Annotated in this window: 21 protein-coding genes; 8 read left to right on the forward strand and 13 right to left on the reverse strand. The window is 72.3% G+C overall.

Annotation, left to right across the window (positions count from 1 at the left end):
- Window positions 1-23: 23 nt before the first annotated feature.
- Window positions 24-1,391, reverse strand: a complete 1,368-nt coding sequence (locus ABZ312_RS22165) for an NAD(P)/FAD-dependent oxidoreductase (protein ID WP_500327007.1) — start codon at window positions 1,389-1,391, stop codon at window positions 24-26.
- A complete protein-coding gene (locus ABZ312_RS22170) occupies window positions 1,381-1,590 on the reverse strand; it encodes a ferredoxin (RefSeq protein WP_500327009.1) in 210 nt (69 codons plus the stop codon). Before ABZ312_RS22170 ends, ABZ312_RS22165 begins: the two co-directional genes overlap by 11 nt.
- Window positions 1,591-1,723: 133 nt before the next feature.
- Here ABZ312_RS22170 and ABZ312_RS22175 point away from each other — a divergent pair, with 133 nt between their 5' ends.
- The gene (locus tag ABZ312_RS22175) at window positions 1,724-1,924 is read left to right on the forward strand and encodes a hypothetical protein (RefSeq protein WP_499510265.1); all 201 of its coding nucleotides are present in this window, start codon (window positions 1,724-1,726) and stop codon (window positions 1,922-1,924) included.
- Between the two features lie 16 nt (window positions 1,925-1,940).
- Here ABZ312_RS22175 and ABZ312_RS22180 read toward each other — a convergent pair whose 3' ends face one another.
- Together ABZ312_RS22180 and ABZ312_RS22185 are read right to left on the reverse strand one after the other, a co-directional pair.
- Window positions 1,941-2,330 carry a hypothetical protein gene (locus ABZ312_RS22180; RefSeq protein WP_500327011.1) on the reverse strand — a complete coding sequence of 130 codons (390 nt, stop codon included), beginning with the start codon at window positions 2,328-2,330 and terminating at the stop codon, window positions 1,941-1,943.
- A gap of 133 nt (window positions 2,331-2,463) precedes the next feature.
- Window positions 2,464-2,610, reverse strand: a complete 147-nt coding sequence (locus ABZ312_RS22185; protein WP_500327012.1) for a hypothetical protein — start codon at window positions 2,608-2,610, stop codon at window positions 2,464-2,466.
- 194 nt (window positions 2,611-2,804) lie between these two features.
- On the opposite strand from ABZ312_RS22185, the gene ABZ312_RS22190 reads away from it, so the two are divergent.
- Window positions 2,805-3,335: a hypothetical protein gene (locus ABZ312_RS22190; RefSeq protein ID WP_500438571.1), complete on the forward strand. Its 531-nt coding sequence runs from the start codon at window positions 2,805-2,807 to the stop codon at window positions 3,333-3,335.
- A 229-nt stretch (window positions 3,336-3,564) separates the two neighbouring features.
- Complete coding sequence (locus ABZ312_RS22195; RefSeq protein ID WP_500438572.1) at window positions 3,565-4,677, forward strand: VanZ family protein; 1,113 nt, start codon at window positions 3,565-3,567, stop codon at window positions 4,675-4,677.
- A gap of 29 nt (window positions 4,678-4,706) precedes the next feature.
- Here the strand turns inward: ABZ312_RS22195 and ABZ312_RS22200 are convergent, their stop codons facing one another.
- Complete coding sequence (locus ABZ312_RS22200) at window positions 4,707-5,975, reverse strand: helix-turn-helix domain-containing protein (RefSeq protein WP_500327017.1); 1,269 nt, start codon at window positions 5,973-5,975, stop codon at window positions 4,707-4,709.
- A gap of 427 nt (window positions 5,976-6,402) precedes the next feature.
- Between ABZ312_RS22200 and ABZ312_RS22205 the strand changes: the two genes are divergently transcribed.
- Entirely contained in the window at window positions 6,403-6,948 is a 546-nt protein-coding gene (locus ABZ312_RS22205) for a hypothetical protein (RefSeq protein WP_500327018.1), read from the forward strand.
- 877 nt (window positions 6,949-7,825) lie between these two features.
- Here ABZ312_RS22205 and ABZ312_RS22210 read toward each other — a convergent pair.
- From ABZ312_RS22210 to ABZ312_RS22225, 4 genes are all read right to left on the reverse strand, one after another.
- On the reverse strand, window positions 7,826-8,224 hold the full coding sequence (locus ABZ312_RS22210) for a VOC family protein (protein ID WP_500327022.1): 399 nt from the start codon (window positions 8,222-8,224) through the stop codon (window positions 7,826-7,828).
- Window positions 8,221-8,514 (reverse strand): ArsR/SmtB family transcription factor, encoded by a 294-nt coding sequence (locus ABZ312_RS22215; RefSeq protein WP_499510253.1) that lies wholly within the window; start codon window positions 8,512-8,514, stop codon window positions 8,221-8,223. Before ABZ312_RS22215 ends, ABZ312_RS22210 begins: the two co-directional genes overlap by 4 nt.
- A 67-nt stretch (window positions 8,515-8,581) precedes the next feature.
- Complete coding sequence (locus ABZ312_RS22220) at window positions 8,582-9,715, reverse strand: PP2C family protein-serine/threonine phosphatase (RefSeq protein ID WP_500438574.1); 1,134 nt, start codon at window positions 9,713-9,715, stop codon at window positions 8,582-8,584.
- Window positions 9,716-9,894: 179 nt separating this feature from the next.
- The gene (locus tag ABZ312_RS22225) at window positions 9,895-10,422 is read right to left on the reverse strand and encodes an alpha/beta hydrolase fold domain-containing protein (RefSeq protein ID WP_500438576.1); all 528 of its coding nucleotides are present in this window, start codon (window positions 10,420-10,422) and stop codon (window positions 9,895-9,897) included.
- A 100-nt stretch (window positions 10,423-10,522) separates the two neighbouring features.
- Here ABZ312_RS22225 and ABZ312_RS22230 point away from each other — a divergent pair, with 100 nt between their 5' ends.
- Window positions 10,523-10,663 carry a hypothetical protein gene (locus ABZ312_RS22230; protein WP_500438578.1) on the forward strand — a complete coding sequence of 47 codons (141 nt, stop codon included), beginning with the start codon at window positions 10,523-10,525 and terminating at the stop codon, window positions 10,661-10,663.
- A 45-nt stretch (window positions 10,664-10,708) separates the two neighbouring features.
- On the opposite strand, the gene ABZ312_RS22235 is transcribed toward ABZ312_RS22230, so the two are convergent.
- Window positions 10,709-11,233: a P-loop nucleotide/nucleoside kinase family protein gene (locus ABZ312_RS22235; protein ID WP_500327029.1), complete on the reverse strand. Its 525-nt coding sequence runs from the start codon at window positions 11,231-11,233 to the stop codon at window positions 10,709-10,711.
- Window positions 11,234-11,431: 198 nt separating this feature from the next.
- On the opposite strand from ABZ312_RS22235, the gene ABZ312_RS22240 reads away from it, so the two are divergent.
- Window positions 11,432-11,986: a DoxX family protein gene (locus ABZ312_RS22240; protein WP_500327031.1), complete on the forward strand. Its 555-nt coding sequence runs from the start codon at window positions 11,432-11,434 to the stop codon at window positions 11,984-11,986.
- A gap of 70 nt (window positions 11,987-12,056) precedes the next feature.
- On the opposite strand, the gene ABZ312_RS22245 is transcribed toward ABZ312_RS22240, so the two are convergent.
- Entirely contained in the window at window positions 12,057-13,214 is a 1,158-nt protein-coding gene (locus ABZ312_RS22245; protein ID WP_500438580.1) for a glycosyltransferase, read from the reverse strand.
- Between the two features lie 194 nt (window positions 13,215-13,408).
- On the opposite strand from ABZ312_RS22245, the gene ABZ312_RS22250 reads away from it, so the two are divergent.
- Window positions 13,409-13,981 (forward strand): SMI1/KNR4 family protein, encoded by a 573-nt coding sequence (locus ABZ312_RS22250; protein WP_500438582.1) that lies wholly within the window; start codon window positions 13,409-13,411, stop codon window positions 13,979-13,981.
- 265 nt (window positions 13,982-14,246) lie between these two features.
- Here the strand turns inward: ABZ312_RS22250 and ABZ312_RS22255 are convergent, their stop codons facing one another.
- Together ABZ312_RS22255 and ABZ312_RS22260 are read right to left on the reverse strand one after the other, a co-directional pair.
- On the reverse strand, window positions 14,247-14,465 hold the full coding sequence (locus ABZ312_RS22255; RefSeq protein WP_500327038.1) for a hypothetical protein: 219 nt from the start codon (window positions 14,463-14,465) through the stop codon (window positions 14,247-14,249).
- 53 nt (window positions 14,466-14,518) lie between these two features.
- Window positions 14,519-14,824 (reverse strand): hypothetical protein, encoded by a 306-nt coding sequence (locus ABZ312_RS22260; RefSeq protein ID WP_500438584.1) that lies wholly within the window; start codon window positions 14,822-14,824, stop codon window positions 14,519-14,521.
- A 558-nt stretch (window positions 14,825-15,382) separates the two neighbouring features.
- Between ABZ312_RS22260 and ABZ312_RS22265 the strand changes: the two genes are divergently transcribed.
- Window positions 15,383-17,035 carry an alpha-keto acid decarboxylase family protein gene (locus ABZ312_RS22265; RefSeq protein ID WP_500358847.1) on the forward strand — a complete coding sequence of 551 codons (1,653 nt, stop codon included), beginning with the start codon at window positions 15,383-15,385 and terminating at the stop codon, window positions 17,033-17,035.
- Window positions 17,036-17,171: the final 136 nt, after the last annotated feature.

Genomic DNA, 17,171 nt, shown 5'->3' on the forward strand with positions numbered 1-17,171 from the left:
CCTCGTGGATGGGCGGGGGTGGGTCACCCGGCGGGCCTCGCCAGGACCAGCCGCCGGTCCGGCAGGTACCCGGTGAGCGCGACCGTGGGACCGTGCGAGAGCCGGCTCGGGTCCGGCACATCGGAAGGGAGCACGACCTCGGCCGCCGTACGGCGGTCCGACGCGCCCAGCGGGGGCGGGAACGGGGCGGCCGTCTCGATGAGGCGCTCGTAGTACTCCAGCGACTTGGCCATGTTGACCGTGACCGCGGCGGTCAACCGGCCGCGGTAGCCGTACGCCATGACCAGGCGGCGCTCCTCCAGTGAGCCCTGCGCGATGACCACGTGGTCGGAGAAGGTGGGGACGCCCACCGACTTGATGTTGTAGCCGAACTGGCTCGACCAGAACGTCGGCACCGCGAGGTGCGGACGCCGCAGCGGCCCCGGACTGACCATGTTGTGGGCGGCGACCTCGGCCTGGTCCACCGCGTTGCGCCAGTGCTCGAGGGAGAGCAGCTGGTACTCGTACAGCGGGTGCGGGAAGCGCGAGACGTCACCGGCCACGAAGACGTCGTCCGTGACGATCCCGTACATGGTGAACGCCCGGCAGCCGGCGTCGCAGGCGATCCCGCGCGGGCCCGCGGCCAGCCCGGACTCCGCCAGCCACTCGACGTTGCGGACCGCGCCCATCGCGACGACGCACACGTCCGCGTCGACACGGGTGCCGTCCGACAGGTCCGCACCGGTGAACCTGCCGTTGCCGCGCAGCGAGGTGACGGTCACGCCGCAGCGCAGGTCCACACCGTGGGCCCGCTGCATGGCGGCGGCGAGCTTCGACAAGGTCCCGCCGAGCGCCCCCACCAGCGGCGCCGGGCCGCGTTCGGTGACCGTGACCTCCAGACCGCGCTCGCGGCAGACCGACGCGATCTCCGAACCGGTGAAGCCCGCGCCGATCACCAGCACCCGGCGCGGCCCGGCGGCCAGCCGCTCGGCCAGGCGCGCGGCGTCGTCGCTGGTGCGCAGGGTGAACACCCCGTCGAGGGCGGCCTCCTCCGGAACGGGCCAGGGCCGCGCCCGCGTCCCGGTCGTGATCAGCAGCCGGTCGAACGGCAGCGACGAGCCGTCGCCCAGCAGGACTCGCTTCCCCACCGGGTCCAGCCCGGTGGCGCGCACCCCCAACCGCCACTCCGCCTCCGGATCACGGCGCATCGGCAGCCCGGTGGCGTCCGCCGACACCTTGCCGAGCAGCACCCCCTTGGACAGCGGCGGCCGGTCGTACGGCGGGTGGGGTTCGTCCCCGACGACGGTCAGCGAACCGGTGAAGCCCTTCTCGCGCAGCGTCTCCGCGGCCCGCAGGCCCGCCAGCGACGCCCCGACGATGACGATCCGGCCCTCCAGGAGGTCAGCGGACACCGGCGCTCACCTCCTCGCCCACCAGGATCGCCTGCACCGGGCACGCCGCGGCGGCCTGGCGCACGCGTTCGTACTGGTCGCCCGGGACCGCCGGGTCGTACAGCAGTGCCTCCTCGCCGTGCAGTTCGAACACGTCCGGCGCAAGGAACACGCACTGCGCATAGCCTTGGCAACGGGTGAGGTCCACGACAACGCGCATGCCCAGCCACTCTCTCCGGCGCTTTGATGTCCCTCCATTCGTAAGCCCTGCGGGGCCGCGGCGCTCGCCCGGATACTCCGACCGGACATTCCGCCAGGATGCGTTCCCGCCCCTGCGGGTCCACGCTGAGCCGGTGCGATGCCGAGTGATCGTGTACCCGCCCTCGGGCACCGGCGGCCGCCGCGTGCGGTGCGACGGCAGGATCCTCGGCCTCGCCTACGGACCCCGGGACGTCCTCGCGCTGGCCCGCCGCGCCGGGCTCCGCATGCGCCTGGGCGACCTGTACGACAGCGACCTCGTCGAGTGGCGCGGCGCCGGCCCCACGACCTGGTGACGGCCCGCCGACGCGGCTACGGACGCGGCCAGAGCGGCGCCATCACACCGAGGTCGATCACCGACACCCACTCCGCCGACGGGATGGCCCGCTCGAGCACGAACCACTCGTCCGGACGACCGTCGAACCGGGACGCCGCGAGCGCCTCCGCGGACCCCGCGGGCAGCCTCGTACCCGCCCACGCGTGCCACCGCTGCGCCTCCGGCGCGGGAACCTCCACCGTGAACCGCACGGTGCGGTCCCGGAAGGCCCCCGGCAGCGACCCCGGACTCGGATCGGCGGTCAGGTGCACGGACCGCGCCAGTTCCGGTACGTCCTCCAGCTCCTCCGGCCAGGTCGCCCTGATCTCCGCGTCTGCCAAAATCAGCGGCCACAGCCCCGGCCGCGTGAAGTGGAAAAGGAGCATGCCGGGACCCTACTGGCGGATCGTCGCCGCGTATGTTTCCGGCATGTGACGAGGCGCGCACCTCGATGCGCGCGTTGTCGTCGCATCGGAAGAGCGAGGCCGCGCCAACGGTGAGCGCGGTCAGGTGACTCACTCACAGCAGTACGTCGCGCCCTTCCGGGTCGCCGCACACGGGGCAGTCGTACTCGTCAAGCGATTTTCCAGGAACCGGATGCCCGCAGAAGACGCAGGGGCGCATGTCGGCGTCCAGCGTTTCGACCGGGGGTTCGTCGTCGTTCACGACCGCAGGGTTCCACGCCGCGGACGGTTCGGGTGAGGCTTGCGCACACAAAGGGTCGCAGCGGCGGTGGACGGGGCGCGAGCCGGCCCGAGCCTGCCGTGTCGGTGGCGGCCCATAAGGTGCGGGCAACGTCTCCAAGAAGGAGTTCCCGTGGGGTTTTCCGGGCACCTGCTCTTTGCCCGCAGCAAGCGTCCGTGTTCGACGGCATCGACCAGGAGCTGAAGGACGGGGTGCACGAGTGGTGGCCGCGAGCGGGTGGTTGGCAGACCCTCCAGTTCGACAATGAGATCTGGGAGGACGACGATCTGCCCGCCCTCGTCGAGTGGACCGGCGCACCGGCCTGCGTCGGGTCCGTATCCGACAGCAGTGTCGCCCTGGTGACGGGGCTGGGAACCGACGGGCGACGTTGGCAGGCGTGGCTCAACCTGCACATTGCCGCGGCACTCGTCACCGAGGAACCGGAGGACCTGGAAGATCAGCTCCTGTGGGTGGACACCCCCGAGTTCGACGAGGCTGTGAGCCGCACACGCGCGGAACTCGACGCGGAGATTCCTTCCGACGCCGAAGGCGCTCTCGCCTGGGCCGCAGCGGCAGGCATCCCGGCCGTGGAACCGCAGTCCCGGATCGAGGAGATACTGCGTTCGGAGGAGACCTTCGTGGAGGACCTCTTCGCCGTACTGCTGGATGCGTTGGGTTTTCCGGAGGGGACCGAGCCCACGCCGTAGCCGCAGGAAACGGCGTTCAACCGGAGGGCCGAGCGCCGATCCGGAGCCTGTACTGGTGATCTTCCGAACCGGCAGGGGTGGGCTGTTACAGCTTGGTCATGAGTTGAACCAGGGCCCATGACGTGTGGGCGCCAGGGTGATCGCCGACGCGCCGCGATTCGCGCGCCGTCGGCTGATCTCCTCGCGCTCGAAAGGTACGGCATTGTTCGCTCTCGTCTTCGGAGGGCACATGTTGTACCTCCTCCTCGTCGCCCTCGTCTCCGCGGCCGTGCTGGGGGTCGTCTCGGTCGCCCTGCGTGGCCGTTCCGACCGGCCCTGGACCTACGGGGCGTGGGCGGCCACGACGACGGCCGCCTTGTTCCTGACGCTTTGGCTCAGACCCGTCGGTACAGGCGCGGTGAAGTGCACGGTGAGCAAGGACGTGTGGGAGGCGTTCGGGACGACCCAGGGCTGGATGAACGTCGCCCTGTTCGTGCCGATCGGCTTCTTCGGTGTGCGGGCGGCCCGGCGTCCGGTGCCTCCTGTGCTGCTGTCGGTCCTCCTGGCGTGCGGGATCGAGACCGTCCAGGCCTGCCTTCCGGTCATCGGCCGTTACTGCGACACCAGTGACTTCACCACCAACGTGGCGGGCGCCGTCGTGGGCGCGGGCATCGGGGTCCTGTCACTGCGCCTCGCCGGTACGAGGGTCCCGCCCTGGCCTACGCGCCACCGCGGGCTCCAGGCCGCGACCGGTGCGGGGTTCCTGGCCGTGGCCCTCGTGCTGACGACCGTCGTCGACGTGCGGGTCGTCGACCACGCCGAGCCGAGCAGGCAGGCGTCCGCGGAGCAGCAGGCGGTGATCGGGCAGGCGGTGCGCAAGGCGCTGGGCGACGACGTCAGGATCGTCCGGGTCCAGGACAACACGCCGTGCGGGATCGACGGCGTGAACGAGGAGGTGTGGGCGGAGCTGGACCCGAGCGGGGTCGCCTTCATGAGCTGGCCCGACCCGGACGGGTTCCGCGTCGACGTGTCGACGGGCCCCCGGACCGGGGCCGCGGCGGTCGGGAAGCCCATCCCGGGCTCTTCCTGGTCGGTGCACGACGCGGCGGCCGCCGAGCGGTCCGCGGACCGGTACGTGGCCCTGCACTACCCCACTGCCGACACGAAGCGGCCCGCGGTGGACCGCGTCGACGACGGCGCGGGCGGGATGTGGACCGTGACGTACCCCTACCGTGACGACAGCATGCGTGCCGTGACGTCGCTTCAGGTGACGGTGAACTCCGCCGGGCGTCTCCTCGGCGTCCGCCTCGCCGCGACCGCCGGCACCGGCCCGGACACCAAGTCCGGCGACTACTGCGGCTGACGACCCGGCGGACCCATGCGGTCACAGCGCTAGCTGTCGTAGGGGACCCAGGCACGCCGGCCTGCGTCGTTCGTGCCGTACCAGTAGTGCGGCAGTGCCGTGATGCCGCTGGTGCGGAACGGGCGGCCGTGGTCGTCGATGCGGATCGTGCCGGTGCGGCCCTGGGAGGACCAGTCGAGTTCGAGGTACCAGCGGGCGTCGTGGGTCCGTGTCATCGCGTCGACCAGCAGCACCTCCGGGTCCTCGGCGGAGACGCGGTACGGGAAATGCGCGGCCGGGATGACGTGTTCGCTGTCGGCGCCGTCCTCCGGGCGGGTGATGGGGCGGTCGACGTCGAGGTTCACGGTGAAGCGGCGGGGCGTGAGGTCGCTCCCGCAGCCCTGGCCCATGGCGTACGCACTCCCGGCGGCCGGGTTGCCGCGGCTGACGATCCGGACGTGGAGCGCCTCGAGGACCACGGCCGCCGACGACCGCCCCTGCACCGAGATCTGCACCCTCGTCTGCCGCCCGTGCACCGCGCCCTGCGTCGCCGCCCACGCCCGGGCATCCTGCTCCACCGGCGGTGCAGGTACCTGTGCGGGCGGCTTGGCGATGACGTAGTCGTGGCCGCAGCCCTTGTCCCAGACCAGGGAGTCGGCGCTCCACGCGAGGGGCAGGCCGGTGGTCTGCTTCGCGGCCGCGGTGGGACCGCTGCCGGTGGCGGGCGGGGAGGAGCTCCGGGAAGGGGAGGGGGACGTGGTGGCCGACGTCGGCGACCGGTGGGGTGCGCCGGGGGCGGTCGTCCGCGAGCCCGCGGTGCGGGAGGCGTCCGCCTCGGAGGACCGCTCGCCCGACAGGGCGGACGTGCTGCGCAAAGCGGCGACCAGCGCGCAGGCGACGGCGATGGACGCCAGGACCCCTCGGCGGCGGTACCAGGGGCGGGGAGCGGGGGTGGGAGCGGGCGCGTCCGGGTCGGGGCCGTCCCCGGGCTGCTCCGCGGAGCTGCCCTCCTCGACGAGCACCCCGTCCCCGTCCGGTGCCGCCGCTTCCGCCGGACCGTCCGTACGCACCTCCTGCCGAGCCGCCATCGCCGACAGCCACAGACGGTGCAGCTCGAGCCGCTCCTGCGGGCCCGCGTCGCAGAAGGCCGCGAGCCGTTCCACGGGCGCGAAGTCCTGAGGCACCGCGTCGCCCGTGCAGTACCGGTGCAACGTCGAGGTGTTCATGTTGAGGCGGCGGGCCAGAGAGGCGTAGCTCCGGTTCGTGCGGTCCTTCAGCCGGCGCACCAGCGCCGCGAACTCCTCGACATCGTCGCGCATCGACACCGTTCTCCCGTCGTCCGGCCGCCGATCCTGCATCCCAGGCACTCATATCCCTGCACGTCAGATGGGCCGGGATGGTTCCACCGCCGCCAAGGGGGCGGTAATCGTTGCGCAGGACTCCGGTGGCCGCCGATGCTCTTCGTGTCGCACCGACCAGGGCCGGACCGACCAGCCGGCGTCGGGCGACGTCCGGCACCGATGCACTGCACTCATGCATCCACCGCATTCACCGCATTCACGGGGGGACACCCATGCCCAAGCGCACCCGAGCAGGCGCGCTCCTCGCAGCCGCCGACCTGCCGCCGCACCGCACCTCGTCCTGAACGGCCCGCAAGGCCACCACCGGCGTACCGGAGGCGACGGACCGGGACACCGGCCCGCGGACACTGCCGGACCACTCGATCACCCGAAACGGAGAACCGACATGAACAACAAGACTCGCACCGCCCTCACCGCCGGCGTCCTCGCCGTTGCCCTCGGACTCGGCGCAGGCATCCAGGCCTCCGCCGGGACCCCGCACAGCGTCAGCGCCAAGTCGTCCGAGTCGGCACAGGCGTCCGTCCACGCCCCCGCGAAGGCGTCCACCGCAGCACCGCAGTCGGTCAGCGGCACGCCCGGTCGGGCGGTGACCCGGGTCGCCGACTTCTACGGCGCGTACATCGACGCGAAGGGCGACTACACGGACCCGGACGTCACGCTGGCCACGGCCCTCCGCAAGCACTACCTGACGCCCGACTTCGCCCTGCGGCTGGCGGCCTGGGAGAAGGAGAACGGGGCGGACGGCGTCCTGCGCGCCCAAAACGTCCCGGCCCGGTGGACGGTGACCGACAACGGAACCGTGGGAAACGGCCATGAGGTCATCGTCACCCTGACCTTCGGCAGCGGGGAGACGGCGCAGAAGACCAAGCTCTTCGTGCTGCTGGAGCGATACGACCACATCGTCGACATCGAGACCACGAGCGCCCGCTGACGGCTGACGGCACCGCTGACGCACACCATGGGGCCCCGCCGGGCAGTGCAACTCCGGCGGGGTCCTGTGTACCCACCGCGCAGGAGGCGCGTGCGGTGCGTAGGCCCGGGCGGCGAGGACGGCTTCCCTCGCCGCCCCGGACGCCGCCCCGGGAAGTCCATCCTGGGCTCAGGTGTGGCTGGTCACCCATGAACCACAAGTAGCTGCCCGGCGTCGCCGCACACGCTTCGAGAAGTTCGGCGAGGTCGAGCAGAGCCGCCTTCTGCTCCTCGTCAGTGCACCGCTGCGTCAGGACGGCGACCTCCTGGCGGACGACGTGAGCCTCCTGCTCGTTGAACAGCGACCTCCTGGCGGACGACGTGAGCCTCCTGCTCGTTGAACAGCGTGTCGCCGTAGGGTCCACCCAGCCGAGCTTGCCGGAGTCGTGCCGGCCGAGCGTGCCGAGCACCCTCGCCAGCGCTTCACCGTGCTCATAGGACCCTCGCAGCAAGGTCCCCCGGGACGTCCCCTTGCGTGCTGGTCGCCCAGAGTGCAGTTCCAGTTCGATCCCCACGGCCCCTCCCTTGGCTCGGTAGTCCAGAGACGACCTGCTGAACTGCTGGGAGCTCATCGTCCGACAGCGTGCCCGTCCGATCCGGGGTGGCGTTCACGCGGATCAAGGTACCGGGAGCGCAGCGCAACGGCTCCGGGCGGGGATTGGCTGCGCACGGTGATCCCGCGCCCCGACTGCGGGCGCCGGTGGCGGCGCCGCTACTGCGACGGCCCCTGAGCGCGCTCGTCCCAGCCGACCGCGACCGCCCAGGTGACCCCGGGCCCCGCGGTCACCGCCCTCGAAGTCAAGGACACGCGGGGGCGGGACCACCGCCCACGCCCCGCCTCAGTTCCCGGCGTCCGCGCTGTGCACGATCTGGATCAGGTTGCCGCAGGTGTCGTCCAGTACGGCGGTCGTGACGGGGCCCATCTGCACCGGTTCCTGCGTGAAGTGCACCCCGAGCCCGCGCAGCCGGGCGAACTCCGCGCGCACGTCGTCCACGGCGAAGGAGGTCGCCGGGATGCCGTCCTCGGCCAGCGCCGTCTTGTACGGCTTCACCGCGGGGTGGCCGGAGGGCTCGAGCAGCAGCTGCGTCCCGTCGGGCTCCTCCGGTGAGACCACGGTCAGCCACCGGTCCGTACCGATCGGGACGTCGTGCTTCTTCACGAAGCCCAGCACGTCGGTGTAGAAGCGCAGGGCCTTCTCCTGGTCGTCGACGAAGACGCTGGACAGGTGGATCCTCATGGGGTGCTCTCCGATGCGTCGGGCCTGAGCCACCGGGTCACGATGTGCTCCAGGGGTTCGGTGTTCAGGTCGTGGTATTTGTACCGGCCCTGGCGCCGCGTGAGCACCAGCCCCGCCGATTCGAGCACGGCCAGGTGCTGGCTGACCGCCTGGCGGGACAGCCCCAGGCCGTGCTTCATCGCCAGCCGCCCGCAGATCTCGAACAGGGTCTGGCCGTCCCGTTCCGCCAGCTCGTCAAGGATGCGTCGGCGGGTGGGGTCGGCCAGCGCCTTGAACACATCCTCTGCCATGACCGCAACGATAGGCAAGTGGATGCTTGCCTATCAAGCCCGGGTTCCGGGGTCGCCGTCCGGCGGTTCAGCTGTCCTGGATCCGGTCGGCCGCGTAGGCCCCGTCTTCCGTCGGGGTGTGTGTGATGGCCAGCAGCGCCGTGTCGTCGGTCCTGCGGCCGCCGGTGTGGCGGTGGTGGTCGGCGAGCAGGGTGTCCACGAGGGCGTCGGGGTCGGGGCGGCGGCGGCCCGTGCATCGGGCGACGGGGTCGTAGAAGGTGCCCGACGCGTCGCGGGCTTCGGTGAGTCCGTCGGTGTAGAGCAGCAGACTGGCCCCTTCGGGGAACGCCACCGTGTCGACGCGGTCGACGGTGTCGGTGCCGTCGTCGAGGGCGCCGAGGCCCAGGGGCAGGCCCGGCCCGGTGGGCTCGACGTACCGCACGGTGTCGCCCAGGAAGAGCAGCGGCGGCGGGTGGCCGCGGTTGACCAGCCGGACCTCGTTCCCGTGCCGGGGGAACTCCGCCAGCACGCCGGTGATGAACCCCTCGAACTCGGTCAGGGTCCCCGACTGCCGGGACTCGAGGGTGACGGCCCGCTCCAGCCGTTGCGCGAGGGCGGTCAGGCTGGGCTCCTGCAGGGCCGCCTCGCAGAAGGTCCCGATGCCGACGGCGACCGCCCTGACCGCTTCCATCCCCTTGCCGCGTACATCGCCGATGACGCAGCGGACGCCGAAGGGGGTGTCGACCACGGCGTAGAGGTCCCCGCCGATCTGCGCGTCCGTCTGGGCGGCCTCGTACCGGGCGGCGAAGCGCAGCGGGCCGATCCGCTCCGGTGGTGTCGGCAGGACGGCGCGCTGGACGGCGGCGGCGATGTCGCGTACGGAACGGAGCTGCGCATCGCGGTGGTACAGGAGCCGGTTCAGGAGGACGGCGATCCCGGTCACCGTCGCGACCATGAACAGCTCGCTGAACGCGATGGCACTCCGGCGGTAGCCGAAGACCCAGAACATGACCGCGTCGAGGACGAGGGCGGTCAATCCGATGAGGACCGTCCCGCGCAGCGACAGCAGAGCGGCGGCCACCAGCACCGCAGCCGCGTAGAGGGCCGCGGCGCTGACGGTGCGTGGCGTGGCGAGGTCGATCACCACGGCGACGAGCAGCAGGACGGCCGGCAGCAGGCGACTCTCCGTTCCCGCCCAGCTCCGCGTTCCCAGCCTTGCCACGTGCTGCTCCCGAGGTCGACCGGGCTTCCGGCCAGCTCAGGCTAACCGTCGCCCGTCCGCCCCGCCCTCCACGTCACCCGGCTCGCCCACCGCGGACATCGCCACGTGCCGGGTGTCACCCGGCTGGAGCAGGGGGCCCGCAGTAGTGGGCCGGTGGTGGGCCGGTGGTGGGCCGGCGGTCAGGCCGTCCCACCGGCCTCGCCGGTTCGCAGACCGCGGCGGAGGGCGTCGAGCTGCTCGGCGATCATGCGGCGGCTCACCTCGGTCCGCGGGGCCAGTTGGGCCGCGCCGTGGAAGGCGCCCGGGAAGTGGTGCATCTCGGTGGGGACGCCCGCGGTGATCAGCCGGTGGGCGTAGGCCAGGTCCTCGTCGCGCAGCGGGTCGAACTCGGTGGCCGCGATGTACGTGGGCGGCAGTCCGGCCAGGTCCTCCGTCCTGGCCGGGGCGGCGTACGGGCTGACGCCGTCGCCGCCGCGCAGCCCCTTGCCGCCGAGGTAGTGGTCCCAGCTCCGTTGGGCGTTGCGGCGGTTGAAACCGGGGGTGTCGGTGAAGGCCCGCATGGAGGCGGTGGCGAGGCGGTCGTCCAGGATGGGGGCGCCGAGGTACTGCATGCTCAGGGCGGGGCCGCCGTGGTCGCGTGCGTACAGGGCGACCGCCGGCGGGGCGGTGCCCCTGTGTGAGGGCTGGAGCGTCTTCCCCCGGCTCACCTTGTGCGTCGTGGACGGGCCCGGCGACCACGGATGCGTCGTACCCGTCCTGGCCGCGCCGGTGTTGGGCGGGCCTGACGATGGTGCGGCGTCGAGCGGGATGGCCGACTGGTGCCTGGACGTCGAACAGGCCGGTGGGGCGGTCGTCCTGTCGGTGGGTCAGCTGCCGGGCGCGCTCGACTGGCCGGTCCTGCTGTCCTCCGGCGTAGCGCGTGGCGGCTTCATGCCCGCCCTGACCTGACGGCGGCCGGCCGTCGAGCCCGCGAGGCCCCCGCGGCGGCGGTCCTCACTCGAACGAGGGCCACCGGCCGGCGGCCCACTCGCGCCATCCCGGCCACCCGGCGGGAGGGTCGCCCACGTCCTCGCCAGCGAGTTCGGCGGCGTCGGGCTCCTCGAACAGCGCCCGCCATTGCAGGAGGTCCGCCTCGCTCATCGGGAAGGTCCGTTCCGGTGTCGTGGCCTGGCGCCGGGCGACGCGGGCCCGTTGGGTCTCGTGGTCCACCGGTACGTACACCAGGCGACAGGACCCGCCCGCGGATTCCGCCAGGCGGCGGATCGCCGACCTCTCGTCACGCGACCAGCACCCGAAGTCCAGGACCACATCGGTCCCGAGCGCCAGCGCCTGCAGCGCGAGCCGCAGCAGCAGCCCTTCCAGCACGTCGCGCTTCCCGTCGGCCTCGGATGCGCCGAACAGCGGGATCATCCACTCGTCCGGCGTCAGGCGCAGCGCGCCGTGTTCCCCGGCGAGCCGCCGGGCCACGGTGGTCTTCCCGGCCCCGGGCAGGCCGACCATCAGGAACAAGGAGGTCACCCGGAGATCCTGCCAGGGGAGGGACGGGGTGGGGCCATCGGTGGCACGGCATGCGACCCCCATGGACCTAACGTCCGGCGTGCCGCCTGCCGGACGGCGCCGCAGGGCGTCACGCTGCTGCCGTGATCGGCCGTGCGGTGGACCGCCCGTCGCGACGTCCGGCTCGCAGGCCGCACATCCCCACGAAGGGCCTCAGACATGTCCGCTTCCCCGCTCGGCACACTGTCCCGCTCCGGCTCCCACGCCACCGCCGAGTTCGGCGTCCCGCCGTACGTCCATGACGCCGGGCTGCTGCTCCTGCGGCTGGTGCTCGGGCTGACGATGGCGGGCCACGGAGCCCAGAAGCTGTTCGGATGGTTCTCCGGGGTGGGCCTCGACGGCGCAGGACGCGTCTTCACCTCCGGCGGCTACCCGGCCGGGAAGGCGATGGCGGTGCTGGCGGGGCTCAGCGAGGTGCTCGGGGGCGTGGGCCTCGCCCTCGGGCTGCTGACCCCGCTCGCCGGGGCGGCGGTGGTGGGCGTCATGGTCAACGCCGTCGTCGTGAAGTGGGGTGGCGGGTTCTTCGCCCCGACGGGGGTGGAGTACGAACTGCTCATCGCCGCGCTGGCCACCACGCTGGCCGTCGGCGGGCCCGGCCGCTTCGCGTTCGACCGTCACCTTCCGGGCGTGCGCGCGCACCGGGTGGGCCACGGCGTCTCCGCGGTGGTCCTCGGCGTGGTGCTCGGCGTGTTCGTGCTGCTGTTCCGCAAGTGACCGGGGACGGCGGCGGGGTCCGCGCGCGTGGGGCCCGTCAGCCGTCCGACGGGCCCTCTCGCGCTGCGCGCTATGCCGCGGCGGCGGCGGTGAGGCGCTCGGCGACCTCCGAGGCCGAGGGCATCGCGGCGATCTCGTCACGCAGGCGCTCCGCCGCCGCGGTGAACGCGGGCTCGGCGAGCACACGGCTGACAGCGGCGGTGACCGCTTCCGGCCCCTGCTCGCCGATCGGCATCGCCACGCCCGCTCCCGCGGCCTGGAGCCGGAACGCCTGACGCTGCTGTCCGGCCGCTCCCGGGACGACGACGGCCGGGATCCCGCGCGCCGCCGCCCCGAACGTGTTGCCGGAACCGCCGTGGTGCACGACGACCGACACGCCGTCCAGCAACTCCGCGGCCGGCACGAAGGACACCAGCTCGACCCTGCCCGGCTCCAGCCCGAGGTCGTCGACCGGGGCGCCTCCCGTCGTGGCGACGAGGTCGACGTCCAGGACGCTCAGCGACCGGAGCAGCGGACCGAGTGCGGAGGCCCTGCCGGAGACGGTGCTGAGGCTGACGAGCACCCGGGGCCGGCCGGTACCGGGGACCCTGGCCGCGCGCGGCGTGCCCTCGGGGCCCTGGTGGGGCTCCGGCCGCAGCGCCATCCGTTCGAGGGGCGGCAGAGCCCCGCCGCGCTGCAGGCCGGGCGGGCAGAGGTCCACCAGCCAGCGGCCGGACGGCGCGTGGGCCGGGGCCTGCAGACCGCGGTCGAGGTAACGGGACCGCGCCGTCGCGGCCAGGGCGTCCAGGACCTCGGGCTCCAGCGCCGGGTCGATGCCCATCACCGCGGACGGCACCTTGAGCACGGCGGCGACCAGCGGCCCCACGAAGTCGCAGTGCTCCGACACGACCAGGTCCGGCTCCCACGTGCGCGCCTCCGCGAGGGCCTCGTCCACGGAGAGGTCGAGGCGTACCCCGGCGAAGAACTCGGCGACCAGCGCCGGCGAAGGATTCGACGCCATGTCGACACCGCTGCGGCGGGACACTTCGGCGATCGCCACGTCGACGGTCGGACCGGCGGGGATCAGCTCAAAACCCTGCGCCTCGACCGGGCCGGCCATGGCGGCGGCGGAGACGAAGGCAACGGTGTGCCCTTGCGCGCGCAACGCCCGGGCGAGCGGCAGCAGGGGCAGGAAGTGGCCGGTCAGGGGGGTGTTGAACATGAGGATGCGCATGGGTATCGAGATCACCTGTGTGCTTGTGCCACCTGCGTGGCCGCGGTGGGCGGACCGTCGTCGCGGTGCGACTCCCCGGGCCGGCGTGCTGCCCAGGACCCGGAAATGATTGTCGGCACAAGTATATGGGGGCTACTTGCCGAAGCAAGCAGGGGCCCCCGGGTCGCTCGTGGACACCGCTTGTCAGACGGGCCCGTCATGATCGGCACATGATCGAAGCCGACGACCCGGCCGATGACCTGGCCGACGACCTGGTGGTGCGCGCGGCGGCGAAGGCCGGGGCCACCACCGGGACCTTGCCCGCGCCCGCCCGGGCCGCGCAGGTGGCGGAGGCCGAAGCCCTTCTGGGCTTCGCGATACCGCCGTTGCTCGCCCGCCTCTACACGGAGGTGGCCAACGGCGGCTTCGGGCCCGGGTACGAGCTGTTCCCGCTGGTCGGGCAGGGGTGCAGCGCGGTGGCCGCGTACCAGGCCCGGCGGGCGGAGTCACAGGCCGCGGCCTCCCCGCACTGGCCCGAGGGCGTACTGCCGATCCTCGACTGGGGCTGCGGCATGTACGGCGCGGTGGACTGCCGGAGCGCGAGCGGCACCGTCCTGATCTTCGAGCCGAACGCCGACACCGGTGACTGGTCGGACGGCTGGTTCGTCGACGAGCGGAGCCTGGCCGACTGGCTCGGGACCTGGCTCGCCGGCGGCGGCTGGTACCGGCTGGACGGCCACGGCGACGACGAGCTCCCGGAACCCGGCAGGTGGGAGGAGGCGGCCACGCGGCTCGCCGCCTGAGGGCACGCCGCGGGGGCGCGGTTCTGTCCCGTGTCTCCGCGGTCGTGGTCGGCCGGTGCCGGGGCGGTCGGGTCAGTAGCGGGCGCCGACGGGGCGGTACGGCGTCGAGGCCCGGCGACATCACTCTGGGCCACCAGCCGAAGCAACCGGACGGCACCCCTGGTCACCGTCTGGTCACCCACTGCGCCGAGGAAGGGAGCCCCGACCACGACACGACGGTCCTCCTCGACATGATCGGCACCCGGCGGGACCCCGCGACCGCGGGTCAGGGCATCGGCCTGCCGGCCTCGCCCCGTCGGCGGGACATCCCGCGGTGGACCGTCCAGCAGCTCACCAGGACCAGCAACGCCCCGGCGACGGGCCATCCGATGGACCCGCCGTCGCGGTACTCCCGTACGCCGGTGAAGAGCAGGAGCCCTGACGGGATCAGTACCGCCCAGTCGATTGCCCTGCCCCATCTCCTGAGGGCCGTCTCGTCGATCATGCGCGGATCATACGGTCGACGCGTGCGTCCGGCGGAGCCGGATCCGGATCCGCCTACTGCTCGATGAGGCGAAGGGCCCCGATGATCGCGAGCGTCGGGCCGGCGACCGTGAAGACCGAGCCGACGATCTTCGTCTTGATGCGCGAGGCCGTGCGTGTGGCCGAGGTCGGTGCGGGCACCCATCCGTAGGCGTCATGGGCGTCCTGCTGTGATTGCTCGTCGTACGCCACCCAGAAGCGGGTGTGCCGGATTCCGAGCAGGCCGAACACGGTCATCCCCAGGCCCATGAGCAGCATGAAGACGGCCTCACCGCGGGGTGACATGGGCGCACCCGCGAGGACTGCTGCGAACTCGTGCACGGTGGCTCCTCGAGCGGCGTCGGGTTCGGGCGGCTGCGCGCTGCACGGGGCAGGGGTGCGGTGCTACCTCGTGCGGAGGTGTTGCCGCAACTGGCGGGTCTTCTCCACGGTCGCCACGGCCGGCATCAGCGTGCCCACCGTCGTGGCGGAGTCGATCAGCTCCTCAGGACCTCCGAGGAGGTGGGCCAGGCCCCATCCGGCGAGGGACAGCGCCGGCCATAGGACGAGACGGTGACGGCGAGCCGGCGCCGGAACGGGGTGGTGTCGGCCATGGGGTCGAGGGTATCGGCCGATCCGCAGGCCGGACCGCGTGTTCGACCGGGCCCCTGCGATCCGTTCGCGCAGCTCGTGCCCCGGATGGCTCCGGTTGCGGGCTGTGGGGGATGCGGACAGCATGTTGCGGGGGCGAAAAGCCCCGCTCGCTTCACCTGTGGCACTGGCGGTGGCCGTTCCCGTGGTGCCCGCCGCACTCCGCGCCGCCCGGCGAGGCCGGCACCGACTCCACCGGAGACCGGCGCCCTGGGGCGGTGGTGCCGTCACCAGGAAAGGAACCTCCCCATGTCCACCACCGTCATCCAGCACGTCCTGAACCGGCTGCGGGACATCGGCGTGCGTCATGTCTTCGGCGTCCCGGGCGACTACGCCTTCCCCGTCAACGACGCCATCTCCCAGCACCCGGACATCCAGTGGATCGGCAGCTGCAACGAGCTCAACGCGGGGTACAGCGCCGACGGCTACGCTCGCGTGCACGGTGTGGGCGCGGTGAGCACCACCTACGGGGTCGGCGAACTCAGCGCGATCAACGCCATCGCCGGTGCGTACACCGACCACCTGCCCGTGTTCCACCTGGTCGGCATGCCCAAGATGCCCGTGCAGGCGCACCACTCGGTCGTCCACCACACCCTGGGCAACGGTGAGTTCGACCTCTTCCTGAAGATGTCCGATGCCGTGGTGTGCGCGAGCGCGATCATGACGCCGCAGAACGTCGCGTCCGAGACCGAGCGGCTCATCGCGGCGGCGGCCTACCACCGCCGCCCGGTCTACATGGCGTTCCCCGCCGACCTGGCGGAGATGCCCGTGGTCGGATCGGCCCAGCCGATCCCCGCACCCGCCAGCGATCCCGCGCAACTGGACGCCGCCGTGCGGGCCGTCGCCGACATGCTCGGCCGGGCCGAGAGCGCCTGTGCCCTGCCCGGGGTGCTCGCCGCCCGTTCCGGCCTCGGACCGGAACTGCAGCGGTTCCTGGACGCCACCGGGATGCCCTTCGCCACGATGATGGCCGACAAGGGCGTCCTGAACGAGGAACAGTCCGGCTACTGCGGCATGTACGACGGCAAGCTCATGAACGAGGGCGTCCGCCGCTTCGTCGAGGGCAGCGACGTCGTCGTGCTGGTCGGTGCGCTGATGCACGACTTCAACAGCGGCGCGTTCACCGCCGACCTCGACCCCGGTCGCACGATCGACATCCGCCACCACCACGTGAGCGTCGACGGCATGACCTACCAGAGCGTGGAGATGAAGGACCTGCTCGTCGCGCTCACCGAGAAGCTGCCGCGCAAGCAGTGGCCGCACCTCGAGGCCCGGGTGACCCGCATGGCCCCGGCAGGAGGCAGCGGCGGCGACTCCATCACCGCCGAGAACCTCTACCCCCGCTGGGAGGACTTCCTCAAGCCGGACGACATCCTGGTCGCCGAGACCGGAACGGTCTCCATGGGCCTGGCGTTCGCCCAGCTGCCCAGCGGTGCCACCTTCCACAACCAGACCCTGTGGGGCTCGATCGGCTGGGCCACGCCCGCCGCCGTCGGCGCGGCCGTCGCGGCCCAGGACGGCCGGCGCGTCGTCCTCATCACCGGCGAGGGCTCGCACCAGCTCACGGCGCAGGAGATCAGCCAGTTCGGGCGGTACGGGCTGCGCCCGGTGGTGTTCGTGCTGAACAACCACGGCTACCTGATCGAGCGTCTGCTGTGCAAGCACCCGGACATCGCCTACAACGACCTCGCCAACTGGCGCTACGCCGAACTGCCGAAGGCCCTGGGCTGCGAGGACTGGTTCACCGCCCGCGTCTCGACCCTCGCCGAGCTCGACCAGGCCATGGACGCGGCGGCGAAGGCCGGCACCGGCTGCTACATCGAGGTCATGACCGACACCTACACCGCTCCGCCGCTGGCCAACCAGCTCCACGACAACATCGAGAGCCTCTACGCCGGCTGACCGGCCGTCAACCGGCGGGCGGCTGCGGCAGAATCAGAAGTCGTGGCCCAGCAACGTGATCCAGCCGATCTCTTTCCCGACATCGCGAGTCGGGGCGGTCTCGCCCAGGCACTGCGAGCCGTGGCGGAGGAGGAAG

This window comes from Streptomyces sp. NPDC006207, from assembly GCF_040613835.1.
Lineage (GTDB): Bacteria > Actinomycetota > Actinomycetes > Streptomycetales > Streptomycetaceae > Actinacidiphila.